Here is a 25,661-nt window from a genome sequence, read left to right on the forward strand (position 1 = left end):
GAAGCGCCCTCTTCCTAACGTGTCGCACGAACCGCGATCAGAAGCGCTGCTGGCGCTCGTAAAGATCGCGATAGTGCTGGATGCGGGTGACGCGCAGGCCCGGCATGCCGCTGCGGTCGATCGACCGCTGCCAGCCGGCAAACTCTTCGAGCGTCAGGCCATAGCGTTCGCACACCTCATCGACGGTCAGGAGACCGCCATTGACCGCAGCCACGACCTCTGCCTTGCGGCGAACGACCCAGCGGGTGGTGTTCGCCGGCGGCAGCGAGTCGAGCGTCATCGGTTCGCCGAGCGGACCGATGACCTGTGCGGGCCGGATTTTCTGATTCTCGATCATGTTCATTCCATATTGTCTTCGTCGTGGGGGATCGGCGAGGCCGACAACCAGGGTGGTATATGCAAGGGGTTCAACATCGGCTGAAACCCTCTGGTAAACAGGCTGTTCACAGTTTCGGGCAAGGCGTTCGCTCCGTCGGACAGGTCGAGAAAACGAACGGGCCGCGCGGCACTTTGTTCCGTCGCGGCGGGTGCGGCGGCGAGAAAATGGCTGAGGGCGTTAACGCGCGCCGCGTGGCGGTCGCGAGTCGCCCGGGCGCGGAGCATGCGCACCGTCGGCGATGCCGCCTGCCGCGCCTCGGAAACCGCCAGCAAGATGTCGAATCCCGGCTCCGACAGGCGCGATGCGTCGGCAAGCTGTGGAAAATCTGACGGGTCGACGTTCATGCCACCCGTCTAGCCGGGAGGGGCTAAGGTCCAGTAAATGCCCATTTCATCGCTTGTTAGCGAAGCTTAACCCCCGTCAATATCTTGACGGCCGTGGCGGAAAAGCTGGCATTTCGGGTGGCGCATCCCTAGATGGCGCGAGCGATGATCGAGACGATTTCCCCCCCTGCCGGCGCTATCCGCGCCGACTTTCAGCTCGCCGAACCGTTGAAGGACCGGCGAGTCGTCGTCGCGATGTCGGGCGGCGTCGATTCGAGCGTCGTCGCCGCGCTCGCCGCGCGGTCGGGCGCCGAGGTGATAGGCGTGACCCTCCAGCTCTATGATCATGGCGCCAAGGCAAAGCGCGTCGGCGCCTGCTGCGCGGGGCAGGACATCCGCGATGCGCGCGCGGTCGCCGACCGGCTGGGCTTCGCACATCATGTCCACGACCATGAAAGCCGCTTTCGCGATACGGTGATCGACCAGTTCGCCGACGAATATCTGAACGGCCGCACGCCGATCCCGTGCGTGCGCTGCAACATGGGGGTGAAGTTCACCGACCTGTTCCAGCTCGCCAAGGATCTGGGTGCCGACTGCCTGGCGACCGGCCATTATGTCCGCCGCATGATGGGGCCCGCGGGCGCCGAGCTGCACCGCGCGGTCGATCCGGCGCGCGACCAGAGCTATTTCCTGTTCGCGACGACGCAGGAACAGCTCGATTTCCTGCGCTTCCCGCTCGGCGGGCTCGAAAAGAGCGTGGTGCGCGAGATCGCGCGCGACCTCGGCCTCGGCGTCGCGGGCAAGCCCGACAGCCAGGACATCTGTTTCGTCCCCGATGGCGATTATGCGACTCTGGTCAGGAAGCTGCGCCCCGAGGCCGACGACCAGGGCGAAATCGTCCATGTCGATGGCCGCCTGCTCGGCGCGCATCGCGGCCTGATTCATTATACCGTCGGCCAGCGCCGCGGGATCGAGATCGGCGGGCAGGCCGAACCGCTCTATGTCGTCCGTCTCGATGCCGCGGCGAAGCGGGTGATCGTCGGGCCGCGGCGCGCGCTCGCGGTGTCGGGCGCGCGGCTGGGCGAAGCGAACTGGCTCGGCGCGGTCGACGGACGGTCGGTGCTCGCCAAGGTGCGCAGCATGGCAAGGCCCGTGCCCGCACGGATCGAAGGCGACCGGTTGATTTTCGGCGCTCCCGAATATGGCGTCGCGCCGGGGCAGGCGGCGGTGCTCTATGATGCCGCCGACGCCAGCCGCGTTCTCGGCGGGGGCTGGATCGACGAAACCTTCCCCGCGGAATAGATTGCACTTTCTTTCCCGATGCCGCAGCCTGCGCGCAAAATGGGAGAAGAGGCATGGTTCACTGGGTCTTGCGCGGCGCGCTCCTGCTCTGGGCGCTGTTCTTCGCGATCGTCGGGCTACGCGGGATATTTGATCCGGCCAGCTTCACCGAATTGTTCGGCATCATCGCCGAGGGCGCGGCGGCCAATACGGTGCGCGCCGACCTGTCGGCCTTTTTCCTTGTCGCCGCAGCCGGTGCGGCGGTAGGCGCGCTGGTTCCCGGCTGGTCGCGCGCGCTGCTGGCGCCCGCGGCGCTCTATGGCACCGCGCTGATTGGTCGGCTGATCGGGATCGGCAGCGGCGATACCGTCAACGCCGGCATCATCCAGGCGATGATCATCGAGGCGCTGTCGACCGGGCTGATGGTGGCAAGCTGGTGGGTGCTGTCGCGGCCCGCGCCGACGGCATCGGGGGTGCCCGTCGATACGGTGCATTGATCGAGCGGCGGGTGGCGAGGGGGATGGCAACCCCCTATCCCAAAGCCGCCAAGGCACCATCCGCCGATGCCCGCCCTGCTTGTCTTTTTGGCCATTATATGAGTAACTGCCCCCGGGTCGCTTCTGTTTCCTTTTGTGGTGGAAGGGGGAGCGTATGGGAGCCGAAGACAAGCCAGCCGACGACAAGCGCGATGGCGACAGACGCGGGGAAGACCGGCGGATCGCCGACGACCCCGATTATAAAGGGCCGGAGCGTCGGAAGGGCGACCGGCGTTTGGGCAAGGAGCGCCGCGAATCGGATCGGTCGTAGCGCGGCGGCCCGCCCCGACTGGAGATGCTATCCGTGACCGATATGCCGCGCCTTTCGATCGACATCGTCTCCGACGTGATGTGTCCATGGTGCATCATCGGCTGGCTGAAGTTCGAGAAGGTGATCGCGCATTTCGCGGGGCGGCTGGATTTTCGTGTCCAATGGCATCCGTTCGAGCTCAACCCCGATATGCCGCCCGACGGCGAAGATGCCGCAAGCCATGTCATGCGCAAATATGGCGTCAGCGCCGAACAGAGCCGGGCGAACAGCGGCAGGATGGCGGGGATCGCGGCGGACCTCGGCTTCACCTTCAATCGCGGACCCGCATTCCGGATGCGCAACAGTTTCGACGCGCACCGCCTACTGAACTGGGCCGGCGCGCTCGAGGAGCCCGAGCAGGTCGCGGCGACGGGTGTGCAGACGGCGCTCAAGCTGGCGCTGTTCCGCGCCCATTTTACCGACAATCGCGATGTGAGCGACCATAGGGCACTCGCCGAGATCGCGGCGTCGGTCGGGCTCGACCGCGACCGCGCGGCGGCCATCCTCGCCGGCGATGATTATGGCGAGATGGTGCGCACCGAGGAAGCCTATTGGGCCGACCAGAATGTAACGGGGGTTCCCGCCTTCATTCTGGGCGGGCGGATGCTCATCCCCGGCGCCCAGGATCCCGAGGTTTTCATCCGCGTGATCGAGACCAAGGTGCTGGCGGCGGCCGCCTGAACAGGGAGCCTGACGGAACGGCGGCGCGGCTCCGCGCGTTTTCTGGCTGTCCCCCTGGAAGGAGCCGGTCATGATCGACGATCCCCGCGACAGCAGCGAAGCCCCCGAAGCGCGCAATCGCGAACAGGACGACGAGGAGGCGCAGGCGCAGACGGTCGCCGCAGCGGCGCGGCGGCAACGCCCGCGCGCGGACAGCGCCAAGGTCAAGGCGCGCGGCGAAACCGACGATGCCGCGGATCTCGTCGATCATATGCGCCAGATGGAGCGGTCGGGCCGGATCGACATGGACGCCTATCGCGGCGAACGCAGCGACGATGATGAAGAGGACGAACTCGGCCCCGGCGGGGTCGACGACGATGAACCGCGCGGAGCGCCGTAAGCGATCGTCAGCCACGCAGGTGGCCCGGGATTGCTCGATTATGACGCCCGAACGGGCGCGATTGCCCTCGATATCCACCATGGCGGAGGCGTTTCGTTGGCATTTCGCTAAGCCTTGGGTGGCAGAAGGAGGGCATGGCCCGATCGCTCTTTCCGCCTCGCCCATCGCATCGCAAGGCGCGTGTATCCCGGCCGCGATTTCGGTCCCAAGGCCGAAATCGGGGCGATCACTTCGCTCTGTGGCTGGCGCTTGTCGTCTGCGGCGGCTTTGCCGGGACGCTGGCGGCGTTGCAGGCCGGTTCCGTCCAACAGGTGGCCGCCGCAATGCCCTTGCTTGCCGGCGCCGGGCCGGCCCGCGACGGCCTGTCAGCCCGCTTTGGCTTCTGCCACACGGGCGGCGGCCGCAATTGCGTCGTCGATGGCGACACCTTCTGGTTCGAGGGTGAGAAATATCGCGTCGCCGACATCGACACCCCCGAAACCCATCCCGCGCGCTGCGCCAGGGAGGCGGCGCTCGGCAAGGCGGCGACCGAACGGCTGCGGCGCTGGTTGAACGCTGGCGCGTTCAGCCTCGAGAGCATCGATCGCGACACCGACCGCTATGGCCGCAGGCTGCGCATCGTGACGCGCGGCGGCACGAGCGTCGGCGACGCGCTGGTCGGCGACGGGCTCGCGCGGCGCTGGGAAGGCTATCGCCGCCCCTGGTGCTGATGGTCCATGGAAGGCCGGCGCGGCTTTCGGGCGGCTCGTCGGAGGCGCTGGAGCCGACTCGCTTTTCGGGCGTATGATCGGCAAGGCTCCCGCTTCGGGAGCGACAAGGAGATTTGCCATGGCCGAGCATGATCACAGCGCGATCAAGGAACATATGAACGTCATCGGCGCCGATGGCGTCCATGTCGGCACCGTCGATCATCTCGACGGCGAGCGGATCAAGCTGACCAAGGCCGACAGCGGCAACGGCAAGCATCATTATCTGCCCGCCGGGCTTGTCGCCGCGGTCGAGGGCGACACGGTGCGCCTGTCGGCGAATGCCGCCAACGCGGTCGACCTGTTCGAGGAAGCCGAATAGCCGGACATAGATGGCCGGGGCCGCAATCCGGCGCCCCGGCACTCGAAACTGGCCCGTCCCACCACAGCGGGGCGGGCCGTTTTCGTTTGGCCTTGGTGATTCTTCAAAGTTTTGCCGCTAGCCAGCGGGGATGGATTCGACGAACCGCAGCAAAGCGCCGCAACCATGGCGCGCCGGGTGGGGACGGATGGCGGCGGCCTTGCTGTTGTTCGCCGCCGGCTATGCGGCCGCGAACCGCTTCCAACTGACCCATGCCATCCTCTATCGCTGGGCCGCGGGCGACCGCGCGAGCGCGATCGCCGCCTTTTTGTTCATGGCGTTCCAGGGGGCCGTATTCCTCGCCGCGCTCCTGCTTTTCCCGCGCCGCTGGGCGACGGCGCTGCTCGCCCTCGCGGGCGCGTCGGTCCTGGTCAACATTGGTTACAGCCAGATCGTCGGCAGCCTCCTCGACGACGGCTCCTTTGCCTGGATGATCGGCGAAGCGCGGCAGGCGGGGCATGCGGCGGGCCAGTTCGGGGACCAATTTCTGTGGGTCGGCGCGCAGGTCGCGGCGGCGCTTGCGCTGTTCGTCGCGGCGCGCGCGATCGCGCGGGGCGGCGGCCGACTGCCGTGGGGGAAGGGGATCGCGGCGGGGCTGCTCGCGCTGCTCATCTTCCCGAGCATCCTCTATCGCACGTTCGAGGTTCGGCCCGAAAGCGCCGAACGCAGCGTCTATGGCCTCGGCTGGGATCTGCTGCGCGCGCCGCCGCCGCCGCCGCGTGACCCGATCGACATGGCGCCCGACCCCGATGCGAAAGCGCCGCGCCATATCGTGTGGCTGGTCGATGAAAGCGTTGCCGAGGCGCCCTTCGCGCGGCTGATCGCACCGGGACTGGCCGGGATGCCGCATGTCGATTTCGGCACCGCGGCGGCGCTCGGCAATTGCAGCGCGCCCGCGCAGGTCGCGCTGCGATCGGGGGTCGATGTGCGGCGCGTGACGGCGGCGAGCGACCTTCGGCGCACCCCCTCGATCTGGGCCTACGCCCGCGCCGCCGGCTATCGCACGATGCTGATCGACGGGCAGGCGACGGGGGCGCCGCAGAATCTGATGCTGCCGCCCGAGCGTGCGCTGATCGATGATTATCGCTCGATGGTCGGCGGGATCGATACCGATCTCCAGATCGCCGACACGCTCAATGCGCAGATGAAGCGCGCGGGCAAGAGCTTCACCTATGTCGTGCTGCAAGGGGTGCATTTTCAGTATCGCGACCATTATCCGGCGGGCGCGATCCCCGCGGACAGCCCGGTCGGCCTGCAATATGACACCGCGCTGCGTTGGTCGAAGGGCCGCTTTTTCGACCATCTGCTCGCCGGGGTCGATCGCGAAGCGGTCGCCATCGTCTACACCTCCGACCATGGGCAGAATCTGACGCCGGGCAGGCTGCCGCATTGCAGTCCCGAAGCGGTGACCGACGAATTTCGCGTGCCGCTAATCGCATTCCTGCCGACTGGCGAGGCCGCGCGCTATGCCGCGGCGCCGAAAACGGGCCATTCGGCGAGCCAGATCTTTCCGGCGATGCTCGGCTGGATGGGCTATGACCGGGCCAAGGCGGCGGCGCGATACGACCGCGACCTCGACCGGCCGACCGCGCGCTATGTCTGGTTCGGCCGCACCGTGGTGCCGGTGACCGCAGGCGGCGACATCGAACTCACCGCCGGTCCTGCCTTCCCCGGCGCCGCACGCCGATAGCTTCAGTGGGTCTCGGCGCCGCCGCTGCCGTGGACGCGCGCCCGAATCTCGGTCTTGGACAGCTTGGTCACCAGCGGGCCGGTGACGCTGTCGGCCTTGCTGTAGAGTGCGGCGAGCGGGATATTGTAGAGCTTGCCGCCATCGACGATCACCGCATTGTCGCCATCGACGCTCTGCACCGTGCCGACGCTGTTGCCCGCGGTGTCGGTCACCTGGGCGCCGGCGCGCACCTGCTCGCGCGTCGCGACGACGAGCTTTGCCGAATCGATCGTGCCATTCACCGCGCCATCGACCCGATCGACGGTGTTGCCGACCTGTCCGGTGACGTCGCCCACGGTCCCGGCGAGCGGTCCGGCGCCTGCGCCGACGGTCGCATCGACGCTTCCGCCGACCTGCGCGATCGCGGGGGTGGCGAGGATCGCGGCGCCCGCGGCGATGAGGGTGAGAGCCTTGCGCATCGAAAATCTCCTTGGCTGCGGGCAGCCGTCGCGGGCGTCCCTGTGCCGGGAAACCGGCGAGCGGGGGAGATGTTGCGAAGGGGGCGGCGAGTCGCCGCAGCTATGCGACGAACACCCGCGGCCCTAGTGCGTCTTCGCGGGGGCGGGCTTGCCCGTGATCAGCTTGTTCAGCGTCGCGATGCGGCGCCGCGCGCTGCTCCAGTCGCGTTCGGGATGCGCCTGAATCTGGCCCAGGAGGACATCGAGTTCCTTGCGGCGATCGCCTTTGGTTACGGCCTGCATGGCCTTTCTCCTTTCCTTGGGGACGGCGCATCATAGCATCGCGGGGGCATGATTGAAGCGCATTCGCCGCGTCGTCGGGGCGGCTTGCCCCTTCGCTTTGCTCCGTTCCGGCGCGGGCCGGACTCCCGGACGGCGGCGGTTTCGGTTATGATCCTGTGCGGGAAGGGAGAGGAATCATGCCGACACGCGAGGAGATGATCGCCACGATCGACCGTGCCTTCGCGGCGCGCGCGGCGGGCGATATCGAGGTGATGAACGCCATCTGGGCCGAAGGCGCGACCTATGCGATGGAAGGCGCCGAGGCGCTGATGACGCGCTATCCGACCGGGCCGGGCGACGCGCCGGCCGCGATCGAGCGGCTCGCCGACCTGCTCGACGCCGCCGATGTCGAGCGTGTCGACACGATCGTCGAGGGGAATCGCGCTGCCGTGCTCTGGCGCGCGCGCTTTTCCAACGGCCGCGACGCGCCGCGCACGTTGCAGCTTTTTTCGCGTTGGGAGTTCGACGATGCGGGCCGCGTCGCCCGGATGCACGAATATGCCGACACCGCGACGCTTGCCGCGATGATCGCCGAATAGCGGATCGGAGGCGCCAGCGCCCGGACGGGCGGTGCGGACCGACGGTGCGGGCTGGCGCGGCGCGGCCGCGATACCTATGTACGCGCGATGACTGGGTGGGATCGGAACATCATCGTGATCGCGCGGCTGAAGGCGAAGCCGCTGCTCGCGGGGCAATTGCTCTCCGCGCTGCTCCTCGCCGGGTTGGTGCTGCGGCAGGCCTGGCCGGTGCGGCGCGACGGGGTGGGGGAGATGATCCGCGCGCTGCTGTTCGGCGATGCGGTGGCGACGGCGCTGATGCTGGCCGCGGCCTATGCCTTTTGGACGTGTCGGCGGCTTTGGCGCCAGCGCGACTCTTATGTGTTCCACGACGGCAGGCGGCTGTACCGCGGCAGCACGCTGTCCTGGCCGCTTCCTTCGATCCGCGACGTGGTGACCGAGCGCGACGGGATCGGCATCCCGACGCTGCGGCTGGTCGTCGACGACGACAGCGAGGTGACGCGCGCGCTGGTGCCGCTGCCCTTGCTCGAAGACTCGCCCGAAGCGGTGCGCGGCGGGGTGCTGTTCGCGGCAACGGGGATGCGCGGCGTGCCGGGCGGGGTTTCGGTGAATTGAGGGGGCCGGGGGCCGTCCTGGCCGTGTCAAAGTTCAGTAAAGTTCAGCCTCATGGTCATTCCGCATTGGCATCGTCCGCGCGTGCCGGGACCGCTTCGCCTGCGGCGTCGCGATACCAGTGCGGCAGCGCCCCGTCGCACAGATCGGCAATTTCCAGCGCCGCCGCAAGAGCGTCGGGGGCCATCAGCGCGGCGGGCGCGGCGGGCGGTTCGGGGTGCAGATGGACCAGTGCCTCGGCCACCGGAGTGGCGGCGGGGGCGGGGTCGCTTCGGCGGCCGGCCATGGTGCGGAAACAGTCGGGGCCATAGGCGCGCAGCAGGAACATGAGCAACCGGTCGCTCTGGCGCAGGCGACGGCCGACGCGGTGGCCGTCGCGGTCGAACACCGGTTCGTCGGTGCCGATCAGCGCGCGCTCGAAAGCGGCATCGAGCAATTTCTTCGCCGCCGCATCGATCGCCGCCGACCAGGCGCGGTCGAACGCCGCCGCCCCCGGCGCGCGGCGCAGGCGGTAAGCGGAGGATTCGGACATGCCGACGATCTGTGCGGCGGCGACGACCGAGCCGGTGTCGGCCAGCGCCTCGATAAAGGCGCGCTGTTTGCCGGGCGACCAGCCGTCCTTGCGCCGCTTTTTCAGCACCGGCACCCAGTCGTAAGCGGCGGGGTCGTGGCCGTGCGCGTCGAGCGCGGGGGTGGGGGGCGATTCGTGCGAAGGGATGGGGGCGATGTGGCTCATCTGCCAGTTTGGAGCATAGCCGGATAATGTAGGAAAGGGGTTTTTGGGGTGGGGCGTGCGAAATAGGATTTGGGGGTGTGGGGGGCGGCGCGGGGATTGGGTTTTACGCGAAGGCGCGAAGACAAGAAGCGCCACCCCTAGTTCGTCACCCCGGACTTGATCCGGGGGCCAAGCAACGGCCGTAGTAATGGATCCCGGATCAAGTCCGGGATGACGAGGGTGGGGACAGCGACGCCAACCCCAGTTCCTCGGCCAAATCGCGCCAGTCCGGGTTCGTCGCCTCGATCAGCTCGATCTTCCACTTGCGCTGCCAGTTCTTGATCTGCTTCTCGCGCGTAATCGCGGCGTGCATCGTCCCGGCGAGTTCGAACCAGACGAGCGTCTTGACGCCATAACGTTTGGTGAAGCCGTCGAGGCTGCCGTCGCGATGCTGGCAGATGCGCTGGATCAGGTGCGAGGTGACGCCGGTGTAGAGCGTGCCGTGGCGCGCGCTGGCCATGATATAGGCGCAGGGCTGGAAGTCGGCGTGCATGGGGTGGAGGCTAGGGCGGCGATGGACCCCGGATCAAGTCCGGGGTGACGAGATTGGAGTCAGATTGGATGCTTCTCTTCGGATCGTCATGCCGGACTTGATCCGGCATCCATGCGGTGTCGAGCTAATTGGGGGTTATTGCACCTGTAACCGTAATTTCTGTCACCGTAATTTCCGTAATTTCCGCTACCTCAAACCGAAAACCCGCCCTTATTCCGTCGGTTCGAGCCCGCCGCCAGCACCTTCTTGCCTGTCGGGGTCAGTGCCCATTTGGCGCCCTGCTTGACCACCAGACCCAGCGTGACGAGCTCGTCGCGGATCGGGTCGGTGGGGAGTTGGGGGCGGCGGTTTGAGAGGCCTTCGAGCGTCGAACGCTGGGGCTGGCTTAGATGCACGAGTTTCTGTTTTTCGGTCATTTGGTTGGCCTTGTTGATTTGGGTCGCGGCGGGGGTTGGCGTGTGATGCCCTCCCCGCGGCGACTAGGGGAGCAAGCTCCCAAGTCTTGCTGCCCCTCCCGCAGGCGGGAGGGGTTTTCAGCTTATCATTCGGCGGCGATGCCTGCCTTTGCGAACATGTCCTCGCCGTCGGTTTCGGCGGTGATGACGGGGGTCGCGTCGTCGTTCGCCTTGGCCTTCTTGCGGCTGTCGAAGCTCGACCAGACATTGTTCCACTCGCCGCGGGTCGCGCCCTTGCTATATTCGGTCGCGCGGGTTTCGAAGAAATTGGCGTGCTCGACGCCGTTGAGCAGCGGGGCGAGCCAGGGGAGGGGGTGTTCGTCGATCATGTAGATCGGCTGGAAACCGAGCTGCCCCAGGCGCCAGTCGGCGATGTAGCGGATATAGCGCTTGATCTCTTTGGGCGTCATGCCGGGGACGGGCCCCTGTTCGAACGCGAGGTCGATGAACGCATCCTCGAGCCGCACCGTCTTCTGGCAGGTGTCGATGATGTCTTCCTTCACCGCCTTGGTCAGGCAGCCGCGTTCCTTGACGAAGGTATGGAACAGCTTGATGATGCCTTCGCAGTGGAGGCTTTCGTCGCGGATCGACCAACTGATGATCTGGCCCATGCCCTTCATCTTGTTGAAGCGCGGGAAGTTCATCAGCATCGCGAAGCTGGCGAAGAGCTGCAAGCCTTCGGTAAAGCCGCCGAACATCGCCAGCGTGCGCGCAATATCCTCGTCATTGTCGACGCCGAACTGTTGCATATAGTCGTGCTTGGCGCGCATCTCCTCATATTCGAGGAACATGCCATATTCGCTTTCGGGCATGCCGACGGTGTCGAGCAGGTGCGAGTAAGCGGCGATATGCACGGTTTCCATGTTGCTGAACGCGGTCAGCATCATCTTGATCTCGGTCGGCTTGAACACGCGGCCATATTTATCGTGGTAGCAATCCTGCACCTCGATATCGGCCTGGGTGAAGAAGCGGAAAATCTGGGTGAGCAGGTTGCGCTCATGGTCGCTGATCTTCTGCGCCCAGTCGCGGCAATCCTCGCCCAGCGGCACTTCCTCGGGAACCCAGTGGATCTGCTGCTGGCGCTTCCAGAAATCGAACGCCCAGGGATATTCGAAGGGCTTGTAGGTCTTGCGGGATTCTAGAAGGGACATGGTGGCTATCCTCGGGTCAGATTTTTTCGTCACTCCGGCGAAGGCCGGAATCCATCGATGGGTCCTGCTCCCCCGCGTGGACCCCGGATCAAGTCCGGGGTGACGAGGGAGGGGTAAACTTCACTGGCAGGCCAGGCACTCGTCATAATCGGTGCTCTCCAGCTGATACACCGGCGCTTCGGCGGTGTTGTCGGCCTCGACCCCGCCCGCGAAGCCGGCGCGCTGGACCGACTTGGACCGCAGGTAATAGAGCGATTTGATGCCGAGCTCCCACGCGCGATAGTGGAGCATGAGCAGGTCCCATTTCTCGACGTCCGCGGGGATGAACAGGTTCAGCGACGCCGCCTGATCGATGTAAGGCGTGCGGTCGGCGGCGAGTTCGAGCAGCCAGCGCTGGTCGATCTCGAAGCTGGTCTTGTAGCAATCCTTCTCGTCCTGGCTCAGGAAGTCGAGGTGCTGGACGCTGCCGCCGCGTTCGAGGATCGAGTTCCAGATCGCGTCGCTGTTCTTCGCCTTGTCGACGAGCAGGGCTTCCAGATGCGGGTTGCGGATCGAGAAGCTGCCCGACAGCGTCTTGTGCGTATAGATATTCGCCGGGATCGGCTCGATGCACGCGCTGGTGCCGCCGCAGATGATGCTGATCGACGCGGTCGGCGCGATCGCCATCTTGCAACTGAAGCGCTCCATCACGCCCTGATCGGCGGCGTCGGGGCAGGGGCCGCGTTCCTTGGCGAGCAGCATCGACGCCTGGTCGACCTGCGCGCGGATATGCTTGAAGACGCGCAGGTTCGACGATTTCGCCATCGCGCCCTCGAACGGCAGGCCGCGCGCCTGGAGGAAGCTGTGGAAGCCCATCACGCCGAGGCCGACCGAGCGTTCGCGGCTGGCCGAATATTTGGCGCGCGCCATTTCGGGCGGGGCGCGGTCGATATAGTCCTGAAGGACGTTATCGAGCATCCGCATCACGTCTTCGATGAAGCCCTTGTCGCCATTCCACTCGTCCCAGGTTTCGAGGTTGAGGCTCGAGAGGCAGCAGACCGCGGTGCGATCGTTGCCGAGATGGTCGCGGCCGGTGGGCAGGGTAATTTCGCTGCACAGGTTCGAGGTCGAAACCTTCAGCCCCAGGTCGCGGTGATGCTTGGGCATCATGCGGTTCACCTGGTCGATGAAGATGATATAGGGTTCGCCGGTCGCAAGTCGCGTTTCGACGAGCTTCTGGAACAGGCTGCGCGCATCGACGCTGCCGCGGACGCTCTGATCCTTGGGGCTGCGCAGGTTGAATTCAGTGCCGTCGCGGACGGCCTCCATGAACTCGTCGGTGATCAGCACGCCGTGATGGAGGTTGAGCGCCTTGCGGTTGAAGTCGCCCGACGGCTTGCGGATTTCGAGGAACTCCTCGATCTCCGGATGGCTGATGTCGAGATAGCAGGCGGCCGAACCGCGACGCAGCGAGCCCTGGCTGATCGCGAGGGTCAGGCTGTCCATCACCCGGACGAAGGGGATGATGCCGCTGGTCTTGCCGTTGAGGCCGACCGGCTCGCCGATGCCACGCACGCTGCCCCAATAGGTGCCGATGCCGCCGCCGCGCGAGGCGAGCCAGACATTCTCGTTCCACGTCTCGACAATGCCTTCGAGGCTGTCGGGGACCGAATTCAGATAGCAGCTGATCGGCAGGCCGCGGCCGGTGCCGCCGTTCGAGAGAACGGGGGTCGCGGGCATGAACCACAGCTTCGAGATATAATCATAGAGGCGCTGGGCGTGGTCCTGGTCGTCGGCATAGGCCGACGCGACGCGCGCGAAGAGATCCTGATAGGATTCGCCGGGGAGAAGGTAGCGATCCTGCAACGTTTCCTTGCCGAAATCGGTGAGCAGCGCGTCGCGGTCGCGCACGGTCACGACCTCGAATCGGCGCGCGTGGACCTTGGATTCGCTGCTGTCGTTCAGCTTCGCCGCCGGCTGCGCGTCGGGAGCCGATTCGCCCTTCGTTTCGAGGGGCGCCGGAGCGTCATTCTTTGCCAGTTCCACCGTCGCCACGTCGCTCGTCTCCACCCGTTCCGTCTCGCGAAAATCCATTTACTCGTCCCCGTTCTACCCATGCGCCGAGGCGCATATGTTCCTGTCTTGTTCGACCCAGGGCGAAGCCCCGATCCTAGCATCTAAACGCATCCCCGTGGGACTTATTTTCGGCGCAAAGAGGGTTTTCCCGAGCCCATGGTTCATGGGCAACGGAAATCCGCCACTTTCGGCCTGATACTATTTCTTGGGGTGCCCCCGTGGCTGACCCACCACCCATAGTGCCACGTCGGCGCTGCGATGCAAGACGGTAAATGACAGATTGAGGACTCAACTCGTCGATATTTTGATTCGGTTCACCGCGCGAAAAAGGCGCCCACGGCTCCAAAGCACGCTTTTCCTAGGTGCTTCGGCGCGTGCGGTGTGAAACGAAAAAAGGACACCTCGGCGGCGCCATCGACCTGCTCGCAAAGGGCAAAGAAAAAGGGCCCCGGACAAGTCCGAGGCCCTTATTCTAATTTTTATCCAGGTTACGCGTCCGAGCCGCCGTTGCCGGTGCCGCCGCCACCCAGGAACTTCCAAAACCAACCCATGTCAGATCTCCTGTCGGCACTGCCCACGAGGAACAGTTAACGGAGCATATACCTTAATAGATAAGGTAAATCGAGTCTTAACTATAATTGCACACGGGCGATTGCCGCCAATCTGGCAGTCAGGCGGTGCGGCTGTGGGGAGGGGCGGCGAGGCTATTTACCAGTTCGGAAAATAGCTGCGGTTTTCCAAGCAGATACCCCTGCCCGACGTCGCAGCCCAATTGTTCCAGAATTGCCAGCGTCGGCGCGTCTTCAATGCCTTCGGCGACCGCGACGGCGCCGAGGCGGTGCGCGAGATCGATCGTCGATTTGACGACTTCGAGGTTCCGCTGCGAATCGCGCATGGTCATGACGAATCGCTTGTCGATCTTGATTTCGTCGGCCTCGATTTCGGTCAGATATTCGAGGTTCGACTGGCCGGTGCCATAATCGTCGATCGACAGGCGGATGCCGGCGCGGCGGAGCTGCGCGAGCGTCTGCTTCGCCTGGCGGCTATTCTCGATCTGCGCGGTTTCGGTGATCTCGATCGTCAATTTCTCGGCGGACAGGTGATGCGCGGTCAGCATGACGCGGATTGTCCCGACGAGATCACTGTGGTCGAGCAGCGTCGCCGACAGGTTGACCGACATATGGATATCGAGCCCGCGCTGGTGGAGGTCGGCCGCCGACCGGATCGCCTGATCCATGACGAACAGGGTGAGGCGATAGATGTCCTGGCTTTTTTCGGCCTGGACGATGAACTCGTCGGGCGGGATCGGGCCGCGCGTCGGATGCGTCCAGCGCGCGAGCGCTTCGACCCCGACGAGCTGTTTCGTCGCAATCCCGTACTGCGGCTGGAAGGCGACCCAGATATCGCCGCCCGACAATGCGTCCTCGAGCTGCGAGTGAAAGGATAGTTGCCAACCGGCATCGTCCTTTTGCCGCGGCGTATATTTGGTCCACAGCGACCGGGTGCGAATCGACTTTTCGGCGGCGACCAGCGCGGCGGCGAGCCGCTGCGCGTTCGAACCCTCGAACTCGTCGTTGACGCCGAAGGCGATGGCGACGTCGACGCGAAGCTCGCCGATGGTGAGCGGCGCGTTGAACAGCGCGGCCAGGCCGGCGAGTTGCCCCTCGATCTGGCTGTGCTGATAATAAGGTACGAGCCACGCGAACGTGCCGTCGAGATCATGGTGCAGGACGGTGCCCTGCGACGCGAGCTGGAGGCGGCGCGTGACCTGTTCGACAAGCTGGCCGATGCCGTCGCCGGGGATGAAGGCGGCGAGATCTTCGAAATTGACGACCTTGGCCGCGATCACGGTTGCGCTGCCGAAGGGCAACTGACTGCGTAGAGCCTCGAAATTGGGAAGGCCCGAGATGGGGTTTTCGCGTTGCGCGGAGTCGCGGCGACGGGTGCGGGACACATTGGCGCTGAGCGCCGCGACGAGAAAGCACGCCGCGCCGATCTGGGTCGAGATCAACGACAGGCTGAGCACCACCTTGACGGCAATGAGAATGGTAGTGGTCGCAAAAGCGGCACGCGCGTACCAGCGACCCTGGCGCCAGAATAGCGACCCTATCAATATGGCGAAGGTGAACACGAGGCCGGGCAGAAAGCCGATATCCACGGGGGTTCCACGTTTCAGCGCTTCACCCGCGATCAGATGGATATACGCGCCCGGCAATTTGTCGTGGCCGGGCAGGAAATGCTGGTCGGACGAAGTCGCGTTGGTGGCGGCAAATATGACTTGCTTACCAGCCAGCTCCTTTCGTCCGATGCGACCCGTCATGACATCGATCGCGCTATATTCTGTTACGGTCGAGGTGTCGTAAGAATAGTCGAGCGAGAATAGCGACGGCTTGTCGAGCGGATGATCGGCGAGCAGCGAAGCGAAGGTCGGCAAGGCTCGGCCATTGGCGTAAACCGCCAACGGCACACGCCAAACCTGCCACAATTCATATTCCCAACAGATGCAGGCGCGCTTTGCGCGATCGCCCATCGCCGGAACCGGCCAATAATCGACTCGTACGTTGGTGCCGGACATCTTGGTCGCGGGCACGGCGAGAACGATCCGGTCGTCCATATGGCGAACGGCGGTGACGACCTTCGAAAAATCGGGATCGGTCAGGCGGCGCCGATAGGAAAAGTCGACGAACAGTCGCTTCACGCCCGCGGCGTCTATCGCGTTGATGACTTTTGCGTGGTTGGCGACCGACAGCTCCTGATCCTGGACCGTCTGGAGCGTCTTGTCGTCAACACCGACCACGACGATGTCGCCCGATACCGGGCGCCAGGCGAGGCGGCCGATTGCCGCTTCGATCACGCGATCGACTGGCTCGCCGATTGATGACAGCCCCACGACCACGCTGAGCAGCAGCGACAGGCCGATCGTCCGCCAACTGATAATCAGACCATGGAACGGATTGGGCACGCATATCTCCGGCAATTGCCGAATGCGTCTATCCTGACTTGGTTATCATCGCGTTAATCATGCGTCGAATCCTGCCGCCTCGCACCGGGCGGGAGGGCAGGGATTTCCAGCGGTTTCAGGCGATTGCGGGAAGCGGCGCGAGCGCGGCGTCGCCGGCGAGCGCCGGGGCCGCGAGGCCGGTCGCCGCGGGGACGATCTGATCGAGGTAGAAGCGGGTTGAGGTTATTTTGGCTTCGAGGAAGACGGTGTCGCCTTCGCCCGCGTCGAGCGCGGCGCGGGCGGCGCGGTTTTGCAGGGCCATCAGCCAGCCGCAGGTCGCGGTCGATACCATGGTGAGATAGGGGTAGCTGCCCGCGAGTCGGTCGGGAATCGCCGCCTGTTCGAGCCAGTCGGTCACCGCGCGGCAGGTTTCGGCAAGCTCGGCGAGCTGCGGGAAATCGCCGGCGCCCGCCGCGATATCGTCGATCAGCGCGCGCACCCCGTCACCGCCCGCAAGCCCGAGCTTGCGCCCGACGAGGTCGGCGGCCTGGATGCCGTTGGTGCCTTCATAGATCGGCGCGATGCGCGCGTCGCGATAATGCTGCGCGGCGCCGGTTTCCTCGATGAAGCCCATGCCGCCGTGGACCTGGACGCCGAGGCTCGCGACCTCGCAGCCGATGTCGGTCGCATGCGCCTTTGCCAGCGGGATGAGGACGTCGGCGCGCAGCGCCGCGGCCGCGTCGCCGAGCTTGGCGAAATCGGTCTGCGCCGAGGCGTAATAGATGAGCGCGCGCGCGGCTTCGGTCTGCGCGCGCATCCGCCACAGCATCCGCTTGACGTCGGGGTGATGCCCGATCGTCACCGGGGTGCGGTCGGGCGACCCCGCGAGCGACGACTGGACGCGCTCGGCGGCATAGCGCTGCGCCTGCTGCGTCGCGCGCTCGGCGATCTGGACGCCCTGGCAGCCGACCATCAGCCGCGCATTGTTCATCATCACGAACATCGCGCGCATCCCGCCCATCTCGGCGCCGACGATCTCGCCCAGGCAATCCTCGCCCTCGCCATAGACCATGACGGCGGTCGGCGAGCCGTGGATGCCGAGCTTATGCTCGATCGAGGCGCAATGGACGCCGTTGGAAACGGTCGGATTGCCGGCGTCGTCGAGGCGATATTTGGGGACGAGGAAGAGCGAGATGCCGCGCGTCCCCTCGCTTGCGCCGGGGGTTCGCGCGAGGACGAGGTGGATGATATTGTCGGTGAGGTCATGCTCGCCGAAGGTGATGAAGATCTTTTGCCCCTTGATCCGATAGAGCCCGGCGTTCGGGCCTTCGGTGACCTTCTCGGCGGTCGAACGCAGCGCGCCGACGTCGCTGCCCGCGCTCGGCTCGGTCAGGTTCATCGTCCCGTTCCATTCGCCGGTGATCAGCTTGGGGAGCCAGGTCTGGCGCTGGTCCTCGGTGCCATAGGCCATCAGCGCGTGGATCGCGCCGGGGGTCAGGATGTTGCACAGGGTAAAGCCCATGTCCGCGGTGCCGAGCGCCTCGATCACCACGGTCGCCAGCGTGAAGGGCAGGTCCTGCCCGCCATAGGCGCCGGGACCGTCGAGGCTGCCCCAGCCCGCTTCGACGAACTGCTTGTAGGCGTCCTTGAATCCCGGCGGCATGGTGACCTTGCCGTCGTCCCATTTGGGATTGGTGACGTCGCCGACGCGGTTCAAGGGCGCATAGACCTCGGCCGCGAAGTCGCCGATGCCGGTGACGATCGCCTCGACCATGTCGGGGGTCGCGGCGGCGAATTTGTCGTGCGCCGCCATCGCGTCGATGCGCGCGATATGATCGAGGACGAAAAGCTGTTCGGTGGTGGGCGGCGTATAGGTCATGGACGGGACACTTTGCTGGTGAATATCGTTGCGCGCGCGCTATAGCGCGGCATGGCCGAAGGTCCAACCGAGAGCATGGATACCGAGATCCGCCCTTTCGGCGCCGACGCGATTTCGCGGGCGGCGGCCTGTATCGCGCGCGGGCTGCCGGTCGCGGTGCCGACCGAGACGGTCTATGGCCTCGCCGCCGATGCGCGCGACTCGGCGGCGGTCGCGCGCATCTATGCCGCGAAGGGGCGGCCCGATTTCAACCCGCTGATCGTCCATGTGCCGACGCTTGCCGCCGCCGAGAAACTGGGCGTGTTCGGCGAAGCGGAGCGTGCGCTGGCCGAGGCCTTCTGGCCCGGGCCGCTGACGCTCGTCGTGCCGCGCAGCCATGATTGCCCCGTCGCCAGCATCGCGACCGCAGGGTTGGACACGATCGCGCTCCGCGTGCCGGGCCACCGCGCGATGCAGGCGCTGCTCGCGGCGACCGGCGCGCCGCTCGCGGCGCCCAGCGCCAACGCCAGCGGACGGATCAGCCCGACCAAGGCCAGCCATGTGCTCGCCAGCCTCGATCGACGGATTGCGCTGGTGATCGACGATGGCGCGACGAGTGCCGGGGTCGAATCGACGATTGCGCGGGTGACCGATGGCGCAGTTCAGATACTGCGGCCGGGGCCGGTGACCGCGGCGATGCTGGCCGGGGCTTCGGGGCTGGCGGTGACGGCGCGGGCGGGCGCCGACATTGTCGCGCCGGGGATGCTCGCGAGCCATTATGCGCCGGGCAAGCCGGTTCGGCTGAACGCCGCCGCGTTCGAGGCCGACGAGTTCGGCATCGGTTTCGGCGGGCTTGCGGGCGACTATCAGCTCAGCGCTGAGGGCGATGCGGTCGAAGCGGCGGCGCGGCTGTTCGATGCGCTCCACGCCGGCGCAGCGAGCGCGAAGCCGAAGATCGCGGTGGCGGCGATTCCTGCCGAGGGGTTGGGCGCGGCGATCAACGACCGGCTCGCGCGGGCAGCGGTGTGATTTTTGATTCACGCGGAGACGCGGAGGCGCGGAGAATAGCCTTGGGCCGATAGGCCCTATCTCGTTTTGCGGGTGCGGTTTATGCGCCGTCAAAGGAAAAGGCCGCTTCGCGGCATGGGCGACCTCTCCGCGCCTCCGCGTCTCCGCGTGAACCTGTTTCAGGCCGCCGCCGGTTCCACCGGGTCGCCGTGCGGGGTCTTGCGGGCGACGATCAGGCAGGCGATGACGATCAGCACCGCGCCCGCGATCGTCGGCAGCGTCACCGGCTCGTTGTAGAAGATCCAGCCGAAGGTCATCGCCCACAGAAAGCCGGTATATTCGCTCGTCGCGAGTATCTGCGCCTCGGCGCGCGCATAGGCCCAGCTCAGCAGCAGCAGCGACAGTGTCGAGAGGATCGCGGCGCCGAGGATGTGCGGCGCGTGGGTGCCGCCGGGAACCGCGAGGAACCAGGGCGCGCCGACCGCCAGGAACAGCGTCACGAACAGATTCTGGAAGAAGGCGATCTCCATCGGCCCAGCCATCTTTGCCTGCCGCCGCGCGAGGATGAGGTTGTAGGCATAGAAGACCGCCGACAGGAACACCGCGCCGACCGCCCACAGCGCCTCGGGCGTATGGCCGCCGCCGCCAAGCTTGCCCGCGACGATGACGATCACGCCGGTGAGGCCGAGCATCGAGGCGGCGATCGAGCGCGGGCCGATTTTCTCGCCGAGAAAGAGCGCGGCCATGTAGAGCGTCAGCAGCGGCGCGACGAAAGCAAGCGCGATCGCCTCGGCCATCGGCAGCCGCGCGAGCGCCCAGAAAAAGGTGATCGCCATCCCGGCGACGAACAGCGCGCGCCACGCATGGATACGCATCGTCGGCGCGTCGGGCATCGCCGGACGCATCGCGAAATAGAGCGCGCCGCTGAGCAGCGCCCCCAGGCCGGTGCGCCACAGCACGGCATTATAGGCGCCGATGTCGATCGACAGCCCCTTCATCAGCACGTCCATCGACGAATAGGTCGCGATCCCCGCGCAGGCGACGAGGAAGGGGATCAGCGGAGAGGGCGAATCGGGGCGCATGGGGAGGGCTTTAGAGCCGGAAGGGATTCGTTGATATCGTCATTGCGAGGAGCGCAGCGACGAAGCAATCTCCAGCCTTCAACCTCGCGCAAGGCCGATGGCTGGAGATTGCCGCGTCGCCTTCGGCTCCTCGCAATGACGACTTTTGGGCGGCCGGTTCGATCCCGTCGGTCCACCTGATGAAATCGCCGTGCGTCGGCGGCCAGCCGCGTTCAGTAGACGATCACCTGGGCAGAATCGTCTGCGAGCCGGATATGGCCGCATTCATAGGGGCCTTCTTCCGAATGGAGGATCAATCGCTGGCCGTCATCGAAATGGAGAGTGAAGCGAAGCGGTTCGACTTCGACCGATGCGATGGTCCGGGCGATCAGGCGGTGGAGGAGGAGAGGCGGGCCGACGTGGGCTGTGCAATCCTAGCGATAGGATTCTCCGTCTTCCGATCCATGCTCGACATCATGCCGATGTGGATTCCGCCGCCATTCCAGAAATGGAGCTGGACCGAGTGCGGGTCCAGACACACCTGCCCCAATTGCTTTCCGATCAGGAAATGCAGGTCGGGGGCGGGCGGAAAACCGTGCATTACTCATCGACCCCGTCGCTCTGCCGGATGAAGTCGGCGACGTCGCCGTGCATCTGGCCGAGCAGCGCGGGGTTCACATAGACCATGTGGCCCGAGCTATAATATTTATAGGCGATGTTCGCCTGAAGCTCCTTCGGCACGGGAAGATGCCGCAACTCGTAGCGGCCCGCGAAATAGGGGGTCGAGACGTCGAAATAGCCGCCGGTGACGAGCAGTTTCAGCTTCGGGTTCTGCTTCATCGCGACGGCCAGGTCGGGCAGGACGTTGGGCAGCGCGATCAGCGCGCGGTCGGCGCCGGGCGGGCGGTGCTTGTAATCCCAGCTTTCATAGACATCGAGCCCGCCTTCATAATGCGTCCCCTCGCCATAGCCGAGGGCGGTGCGGACATAGTCGTTGAAGGCGGCGGTATAGGCCGCACCGATCGCGGCGCCCTGCGGATCGTTCGACGCGGTCTTGCTCAAGGGATCGAGCGTCGCGCCGGTGAAGCGCGTGTCGAGCGTGCCGGTGGTCAGCCCCTTGTCGGCGAGCAGCTCCTTTTGCAGCGCGCCATATTCGATGCGGAGGTTGGTCCTCAGCAGATAATCGACGGGGAGGCCGGTGAAAGCGTGGAGCTTCGCCGCGACCGACTGCCGCTCGGCGTCGGTGAGGTCGTTGCCCTTCATCAGCGCGAGCGTGTAGTCGCCGGTCGCGAAGGCCTCGGCCTCGGCGAGCCAGGCGGCGAGGTCGCGGCCCGCGCCCGCGCGCTTGTGATACCAGGCGGTTGCGGCATAGGTGGGGAGCGACACCACATAGGGCAGATCGACCCCCGGATTGAGCTGCGGGTCGTCGGGGATCAGATCCCAGTTCAAGATGTCGGAAAGCAGGATCACGCCATTGAGGTCGATGTCCTGTTTCTGCAGCGCGAGCGTCATCCCGGCGGCGCGCATCGTCCCATAGCTTTCGCCATAGAGATATTTGGGCGATTTCCAGCGGCCATATTTCGACAGGAAATCGCGGACGAAGATGGTGAAGGCGTGGATGTCCTGATCGACCCCGAACCACGCCTTTGCCTTGTCCTTGCCCGCGACGCGGCTGAAGCCGGTGCCGGGGGCGTCGACGAAGACGAGGTCGCTGACGTCGAGCAGGCTCTGGTCGTTGGCGACGGTGCGATAGGGCGCGCTGCCGTGCGCCAGATCGGGGGTCTCGACGCGCACCGGGCCATAGGCGCCGATATGGAGCCAGAGCGTCGGCGAGCCGGGGCCGCCGTTGAACAGGAAGGTGATGGGGCGGCTGTCGGCGGACGCGCCCTCCTTGAAATAGGCGGTGTAGAACATCGATGCTTCGGAGTTCGGGACGTCCTCGGCGGCGTCCTTATTGCGCTGGCGCTCGATCGGCACGGTGTCGTCCCAGCCCTTGGGATGGATGACGAGCGTGCCCGCGACCGCGCGATAGGGGATGGCGACGCCGCCGACCGTCACCGAGCCGTGGCTCTCGACCGCGGTGGGCGCGAACATCGGGGCGTCGGGGACCGGCTTTTCGGTCGCGGGGCGCGCTTCCTTCGACTGGGCGGTGGCGCAGCCGGCGAGGGTCAGGGCGAGGGCGGTCGCAAGGAGGATATGCTTCATCGGAAGCTCGCCTGTCCGGCGCCGTCGATATTGAGTTTCTGCCCCGAGCAATAGGGGTTCGCATCGCTGACGAACCACAGCACCGCCGCCGCGACATCGTCGGGGGTGGGGACGCGGCCGAAGGGGAATTTGGCGTCGAGGTGATGGATATCCCCCTGTCCGGTGATCGCGCGCGACAGTTTTTCGCCCATGTCGCTGACGGTCAGCGACGGCGCGACGATATTGACGCGGACGCCGTTTCGGACCTCTTCCTTGGCGAGGGTCAGCGCCAGCGCCTCGCCCGCCGCCTTCGCCATATTATAGGGTGCGCCGTTCGCGCCGTTGCCGAGCGTCGCGACGCTCGAGATGACGACGATGTCGCTGCGCGGGTGCTGGCGAAGCTGCGGCAGCGCGAGGCGCGAGAGGCGGTGCGCGCCGACCGCGTGGATGGCGAGCAATTTCTCGACCTCGGCCGCGTCGGTGTCGACGACGGTCTTGCCGCGGCTGGCGATGCCGGCATTGTTGACCAGGATCGACAGCGGGCCGAAATCGGCCGCGATCGCGGCGACCATCGCGGCGGACGCCTCTTCGTCGGCGACCGACGCCTGATAGGCCTTGGCCTTGCGGCCGAGCGCGGTGATCTGGGCGACGGTTTCCGCCGCCGCTTCGCCGTCGCGCGTGTAATTGACCGCGATGTCGGCGCCCGCCCTCGCCAGCGCGAGCGCAATGCCGCGGCCGATGCCGCGCGACGCGCCGGTGACGAGCGCGGTGCGGCCCGCGAGATTCAAATCGGTCATCACTGTCCCTCTTCCATCAGTTCGGTATAGATTTCATCGTCGCTGCGGCTCGCGGCGTTGCGCCATTTGGGCGCCGCCCTGCGGTTCAGGACATGGCCCTCGGCATCGAGGATGGCGACCGTCGGCGTGCCCTTGATCGTGAAGCCGAAGCGCGCCGGCACCTCGGGACTGCGGCCGCGGCCTTCGATGTGCGGCATGCCGATGTCGGCGAAGACGATTTCATAGCGGTCGCGCACCGGCGCAAAGCGGTCGGTCGCGATCAGATTGGCGAGCCAGGCGCTGTCGTGGCAGGCGTTGGTGCCCATGACGAGCAGGACGCGCTTGCCCGATTGCTTCGCGGCGGCCAGCGCGGCGTCGATCGCTTTCATGATGTCGGTGTCGGAGTCGAAGGCGTCGGTCTTATAGGGTTCGGCGACCCCGGCGATGGTGCGCGCTTCACCGGCCATGACCGAGGCGGGCAGAAGCAGGATGGCGGCGAGCGGGAACGCGATGGCACGGATCATGGGGGCGACGATAGCAGTGGTGAAGACGAGCGCCACCCCCCCTCCCGCAGGCGGGAGGGGCAATGAGGCTTGCCAGCTTGCTGGCTAGCCGCAATGGGGTGGGCAGGCAGCGGGCCAAAGGCCCACCCCGCTGCGAGTAGCGAGCAAGCTCGCAACGCTCGCTGCCCCTCCCGCTTGTGGGAGGGAGAAGAAACGGAATGACGTTTCCGTCAACGTCAGTTAGCTTCGCCGCCATGAGCTGGCAAAAGGAAGTCGATGAACTCGCCGCGCGCCGCGCGATGGCCGAGAAGATGGGCGGCGCGGAGAAGGTCGCGCGCCAGCATGGGCGCGGCAAGATGGACGCGCGGGCGCGGCTGGCGGCGATCGTCGATCCGGGCAGCTTTCGCGAGATCGGCAAGATCGCGGGGCGCGGGATATATGGCGCCGATGGCGAATTCGAAGACCTTGCCGCGAGCAATTTCATTTTTGGCCGCGCCAATATCGACGGGCGGCCGGTCGTCGCCTCGGCCGATGATTTCACCGTGCGCGGCGGCGCGGCCGATGCGGCGCTGCACCGCAAATTCATCCAGTGCGAGGCGATGGCGCATGAATATCGCCTGCCGCTGATCCGCATGATCGACGGCACCGGCGGCGGCGGCTCGGTCAAGACGCTCGAGGATATGGGCTATACCTATATCCCGCACGTGCCGGGGTGGCATGAGATCATCGCCAATCTCGACACGGTGCCGGTCGTCGCGCTCGCATTGGGGCCGACGGCGGGGCTGGGCGCGGCGCGCGTGGTCGCCAGCCATTACAGCATCATGGTGCGCGGGCTGTCGCAGCTGTTCGCGGCGGGGCCGGCGGTCGCCGCGGCGATCGGCGACACGCTCGACCGCGAGGAACTCGGCGGGACCGATGTCCATACCCGCAACGGCGTCGTCGATGACGAGGTCGCGAGCGAGGTCGAGGCGTTCGCGGCGGCGCGGCGTTTTCTGTCCTATCTGCCGTCGTCGATCCACGACCGGGCCGCGCGGACGGCGTGCAGCGATCCGGTCGATCGCCGCGAGGAGGCTTTGCTGTCGGCGGTGCCGCGCGAGGCGAAGCAGGTTTATTCGATGCGGCGCATTGCCGACGCGGTGTTCGACCGGGGCAGCGTCTTCGAGATGGGCGCGCGCTGGGGGCGGGCGGTGATCACCGCCTTTGCGCGGCTCGACGGCTGGCCGGTGGCGGTGCTGGCGAGCGATCCCTCCTATCTCGGCGGGTCGTGGGACGCCAAGACGAGCGAGAAGGCCGAGCGTTTCGTGAAGTTGGCCGACCAGTTTCGCCTGCCGATCGTCCACCTCGTCGACAATCCGGGCTTCATGATCGGCGGCGAGGCCGAGCGGACGGGGACGATCCGTTACGGGGTGCAGGCGATGAACGCGATCTACCGCGCGACCGTGCCGCTGGCGTCGGTCGTCGTGCGGCGCGCTTACGGGATCGCGGGGAGCGCGATGTCGAACGCCGAGCGCTTCCAATATCGCTTCGCCTGGCCGTCGGGCGACTGGGGCAGCCTGCCGATCGAGGGCGGGGTCGAGGTCGCCTACAAGAGCGAACTCGAAGCGGCGGAAGACCCGGCGACGCATCTCGAGGCGATCCGCGAGCGATTGAACCGCGTGCGTTCGCCGTTTCGGACGGCGGAGAAATATGGGGTCGAGGATATTATCGATCCGCGCGACACGCGGCCGTTGCTGTGCGAGTTTGCCGAGCTGGCGTGGCGGGCACTCAAATAGGGTTTTTGGGAAGGAGGTCGAATTGGCCCCCATC

At 66.1% G+C, this 25,661-nt stretch carries 26 protein-coding genes; 11 read left to right on the forward strand and 15 right to left on the reverse strand.

What is annotated here, in order from left to right:
• Window positions 1–37 precede the first annotated feature (37 nt).
• Both sciP and CVO77_RS15535 read right to left on the reverse strand, forming a co-directional pair.
• Window positions 38–337, reverse strand: a complete 300-nt coding sequence (sciP, locus tag CVO77_RS15530; RefSeq protein WP_106000880.1) for a CtrA inhibitor SciP — start codon at window positions 335–337, stop codon at window positions 38–40.
• Window positions 338–339: 2 nt separating this feature from the next.
• Entirely contained in the window at window positions 340–723 is a 384-nt protein-coding gene (locus CVO77_RS15535; RefSeq protein WP_105999819.1) for a hypothetical protein, read from the reverse strand.
• Between the two features lie 144 nt (window positions 724–867).
• On the opposite strand from CVO77_RS15535, the gene mnmA reads away from it, so the two are divergent.
• From mnmA to CVO77_RS15570, 7 genes are all read left to right on the forward strand, one after another.
• Complete coding sequence (gene mnmA, locus CVO77_RS15540; protein WP_420822517.1) at window positions 868–2,004, forward strand: tRNA 2-thiouridine(34) synthase MnmA; 1,137 nt, start codon at window positions 868–870, stop codon at window positions 2,002–2,004.
• Between the two features lie 53 nt (window positions 2,005–2,057).
• Window positions 2,058–2,480 (forward strand): hypothetical protein, encoded by a 423-nt coding sequence (locus tag CVO77_RS15545; RefSeq protein ID WP_105999820.1) that lies wholly within the window; start codon window positions 2,058–2,060, stop codon window positions 2,478–2,480.
• Window positions 2,481–2,832: 352 nt separating this feature from the next.
• Window positions 2,833–3,510, forward strand: a complete 678-nt coding sequence (locus CVO77_RS15550) for a DsbA family oxidoreductase (protein ID WP_242445972.1) — start codon at window positions 2,833–2,835, stop codon at window positions 3,508–3,510.
• A gap of 70 nt (window positions 3,511–3,580) precedes the next feature.
• Window positions 3,581–3,889 carry a hypothetical protein gene (locus CVO77_RS15555; RefSeq protein ID WP_105999822.1) on the forward strand — a complete coding sequence of 103 codons (309 nt, stop codon included), beginning with the start codon at window positions 3,581–3,583 and terminating at the stop codon, window positions 3,887–3,889.
• 134 nt (window positions 3,890–4,023) lie between these two features.
• Window positions 4,024–4,599 carry a thermonuclease family protein gene (locus tag CVO77_RS15560; RefSeq protein ID WP_105999823.1) on the forward strand — a complete coding sequence of 192 codons (576 nt, stop codon included), beginning with the start codon at window positions 4,024–4,026 and terminating at the stop codon, window positions 4,597–4,599.
• Window positions 4,600–4,717: 118 nt separating this feature from the next.
• Window positions 4,718–4,957, forward strand: coding sequence for a DUF2171 domain-containing protein (locus tag CVO77_RS15565; RefSeq protein WP_105999824.1), 240 nt, complete (start codon window positions 4,718–4,720; stop codon window positions 4,955–4,957).
• A gap of 130 nt (window positions 4,958–5,087) precedes the next feature.
• The gene (locus tag CVO77_RS15570) at window positions 5,088–6,686 is read left to right on the forward strand and encodes a sulfatase-like hydrolase/transferase (RefSeq protein ID WP_105999825.1); all 1,599 of its coding nucleotides are present in this window, start codon (window positions 5,088–5,090) and stop codon (window positions 6,684–6,686) included.
• A 2-nt stretch (window positions 6,687–6,688) separates the two neighbouring features.
• On the opposite strand, the gene CVO77_RS15575 is transcribed toward CVO77_RS15570, so the two are convergent.
• Window positions 6,689–7,144 (reverse strand): hypothetical protein, encoded by a 456-nt coding sequence (locus CVO77_RS15575; RefSeq protein WP_105999826.1) that lies wholly within the window; start codon window positions 7,142–7,144, stop codon window positions 6,689–6,691.
• Between the two features lie 123 nt (window positions 7,145–7,267).
• Window positions 7,268–7,426: a hypothetical protein gene (locus CVO77_RS21440; protein ID WP_192878837.1), complete on the reverse strand. Its 159-nt coding sequence runs from the start codon at window positions 7,424–7,426 to the stop codon at window positions 7,268–7,270.
• A gap of 176 nt (window positions 7,427–7,602) precedes the next feature.
• Here CVO77_RS21440 and CVO77_RS15580 point away from each other — a divergent pair, with 176 nt between their 5' ends.
• Together CVO77_RS15580 and CVO77_RS15585 are read left to right on the forward strand one after the other, a co-directional pair.
• Window positions 7,603–8,004 carry a nuclear transport factor 2 family protein gene (locus CVO77_RS15580; RefSeq protein WP_105999827.1) on the forward strand — a complete coding sequence of 134 codons (402 nt, stop codon included), beginning with the start codon at window positions 7,603–7,605 and terminating at the stop codon, window positions 8,002–8,004.
• Between the two features lie 87 nt (window positions 8,005–8,091).
• Window positions 8,092–8,598 carry a hypothetical protein gene (locus CVO77_RS15585; protein WP_146130889.1) on the forward strand — a complete coding sequence of 169 codons (507 nt, stop codon included), beginning with the start codon at window positions 8,092–8,094 and terminating at the stop codon, window positions 8,596–8,598.
• Window positions 8,599–8,653: 55 nt separating this feature from the next.
• Here the strand turns inward: CVO77_RS15585 and CVO77_RS15590 are convergent, their stop codons facing one another.
• The 7 genes from CVO77_RS15590 to CVO77_RS15620 form a co-directional block, all read right to left on the reverse strand.
• The gene (locus CVO77_RS15590; RefSeq protein WP_105999828.1) at window positions 8,654–9,331 is read right to left on the reverse strand and encodes a hypothetical protein; all 678 of its coding nucleotides are present in this window, start codon (window positions 9,329–9,331) and stop codon (window positions 8,654–8,656) included.
• A gap of 199 nt (window positions 9,332–9,530) precedes the next feature.
• Window positions 9,531–9,863, reverse strand: a complete 333-nt coding sequence (locus CVO77_RS15595; RefSeq protein ID WP_105999829.1) for a GIY-YIG nuclease family protein — start codon at window positions 9,861–9,863, stop codon at window positions 9,531–9,533.
• 191 nt (window positions 9,864–10,054) lie between these two features.
• The gene (locus CVO77_RS15600) at window positions 10,055–10,279 is read right to left on the reverse strand and encodes a hypothetical protein (RefSeq protein WP_105999830.1); all 225 of its coding nucleotides are present in this window, start codon (window positions 10,277–10,279) and stop codon (window positions 10,055–10,057) included.
• 125 nt (window positions 10,280–10,404) lie between these two features.
• On the reverse strand, window positions 10,405–11,469 hold the full coding sequence (locus CVO77_RS15605) for a ribonucleotide-diphosphate reductase subunit beta (RefSeq protein WP_105999831.1): 1,065 nt from the start codon (window positions 11,467–11,469) through the stop codon (window positions 10,405–10,407).
• Between the two features lie 120 nt (window positions 11,470–11,589).
• Window positions 11,590–13,542: a ribonucleoside-diphosphate reductase subunit alpha gene (locus tag CVO77_RS15610; RefSeq protein ID WP_105999832.1), complete on the reverse strand. Its 1,953-nt coding sequence runs from the start codon at window positions 13,540–13,542 to the stop codon at window positions 11,590–11,592.
• Window positions 13,543–14,194: 652 nt separating this feature from the next.
• Window positions 14,195–16,486: an EAL domain-containing protein gene (locus tag CVO77_RS15615; RefSeq protein WP_105999833.1), complete on the reverse strand. Its 2,292-nt coding sequence runs from the start codon at window positions 16,484–16,486 to the stop codon at window positions 14,195–14,197.
• Window positions 16,487–16,601: 115 nt separating this feature from the next.
• The gene (locus CVO77_RS15620; protein ID WP_105999834.1) at window positions 16,602–18,344 is read right to left on the reverse strand and encodes an acyl-CoA dehydrogenase family protein; all 1,743 of its coding nucleotides are present in this window, start codon (window positions 18,342–18,344) and stop codon (window positions 16,602–16,604) included.
• Window positions 18,345–18,395: 51 nt separating this feature from the next.
• Between CVO77_RS15620 and CVO77_RS15625 the strand changes: the two genes are divergently transcribed.
• Window positions 18,396–19,352 (forward strand): L-threonylcarbamoyladenylate synthase, encoded by a 957-nt coding sequence (locus CVO77_RS15625; RefSeq protein ID WP_242445973.1) that lies wholly within the window; start codon window positions 18,396–18,398, stop codon window positions 19,350–19,352.
• A gap of 158 nt (window positions 19,353–19,510) precedes the next feature.
• Here the strand turns inward: CVO77_RS15625 and CVO77_RS15630 are convergent, their stop codons facing one another.
• The 4 genes from CVO77_RS15630 to CVO77_RS15650 form a co-directional block, all read right to left on the reverse strand.
• Window positions 19,511–20,413 (reverse strand): DMT family transporter, encoded by a 903-nt coding sequence (locus tag CVO77_RS15630; RefSeq protein ID WP_105999835.1) that lies wholly within the window; start codon window positions 20,411–20,413, stop codon window positions 19,511–19,513.
• A 579-nt stretch (window positions 20,414–20,992) separates the two neighbouring features.
• Window positions 20,993–22,597: a S10 family peptidase gene (locus tag CVO77_RS15640; RefSeq protein WP_105999837.1), complete on the reverse strand. Its 1,605-nt coding sequence runs from the start codon at window positions 22,595–22,597 to the stop codon at window positions 20,993–20,995.
• On the reverse strand, window positions 22,594–23,373 hold the full coding sequence (locus CVO77_RS15645; RefSeq protein ID WP_105999838.1) for an SDR family NAD(P)-dependent oxidoreductase: 780 nt from the start codon (window positions 23,371–23,373) through the stop codon (window positions 22,594–22,596). The genes CVO77_RS15640 and CVO77_RS15645 overlap by 4 nt, the downstream gene beginning before the upstream one ends.
• Window positions 23,373–23,876, reverse strand: a complete 504-nt coding sequence (locus tag CVO77_RS15650; RefSeq protein ID WP_105999839.1) for a thioredoxin family protein — start codon at window positions 23,874–23,876, stop codon at window positions 23,373–23,375. Before CVO77_RS15650 ends, CVO77_RS15645 begins: the two co-directional genes overlap by 1 nt.
• A gap of 233 nt (window positions 23,877–24,109) precedes the next feature.
• Between CVO77_RS15650 and CVO77_RS15655 the strand changes: the two genes are divergently transcribed.
• Window positions 24,110–25,627, forward strand: coding sequence for an acyl-CoA carboxylase subunit beta (locus CVO77_RS15655; protein WP_105999840.1), 1,518 nt, complete (start codon window positions 24,110–24,112; stop codon window positions 25,625–25,627).
• Window positions 25,628–25,661: the final 34 nt, after the last annotated feature.

The sequence above is a fragment of the Sphingopyxis lindanitolerans genome, from assembly GCF_002993885.1.
In the GTDB taxonomy this organism is placed as follows: domain Bacteria; phylum Pseudomonadota; class Alphaproteobacteria; order Sphingomonadales; family Sphingomonadaceae; genus Sphingopyxis; species Sphingopyxis lindanitolerans.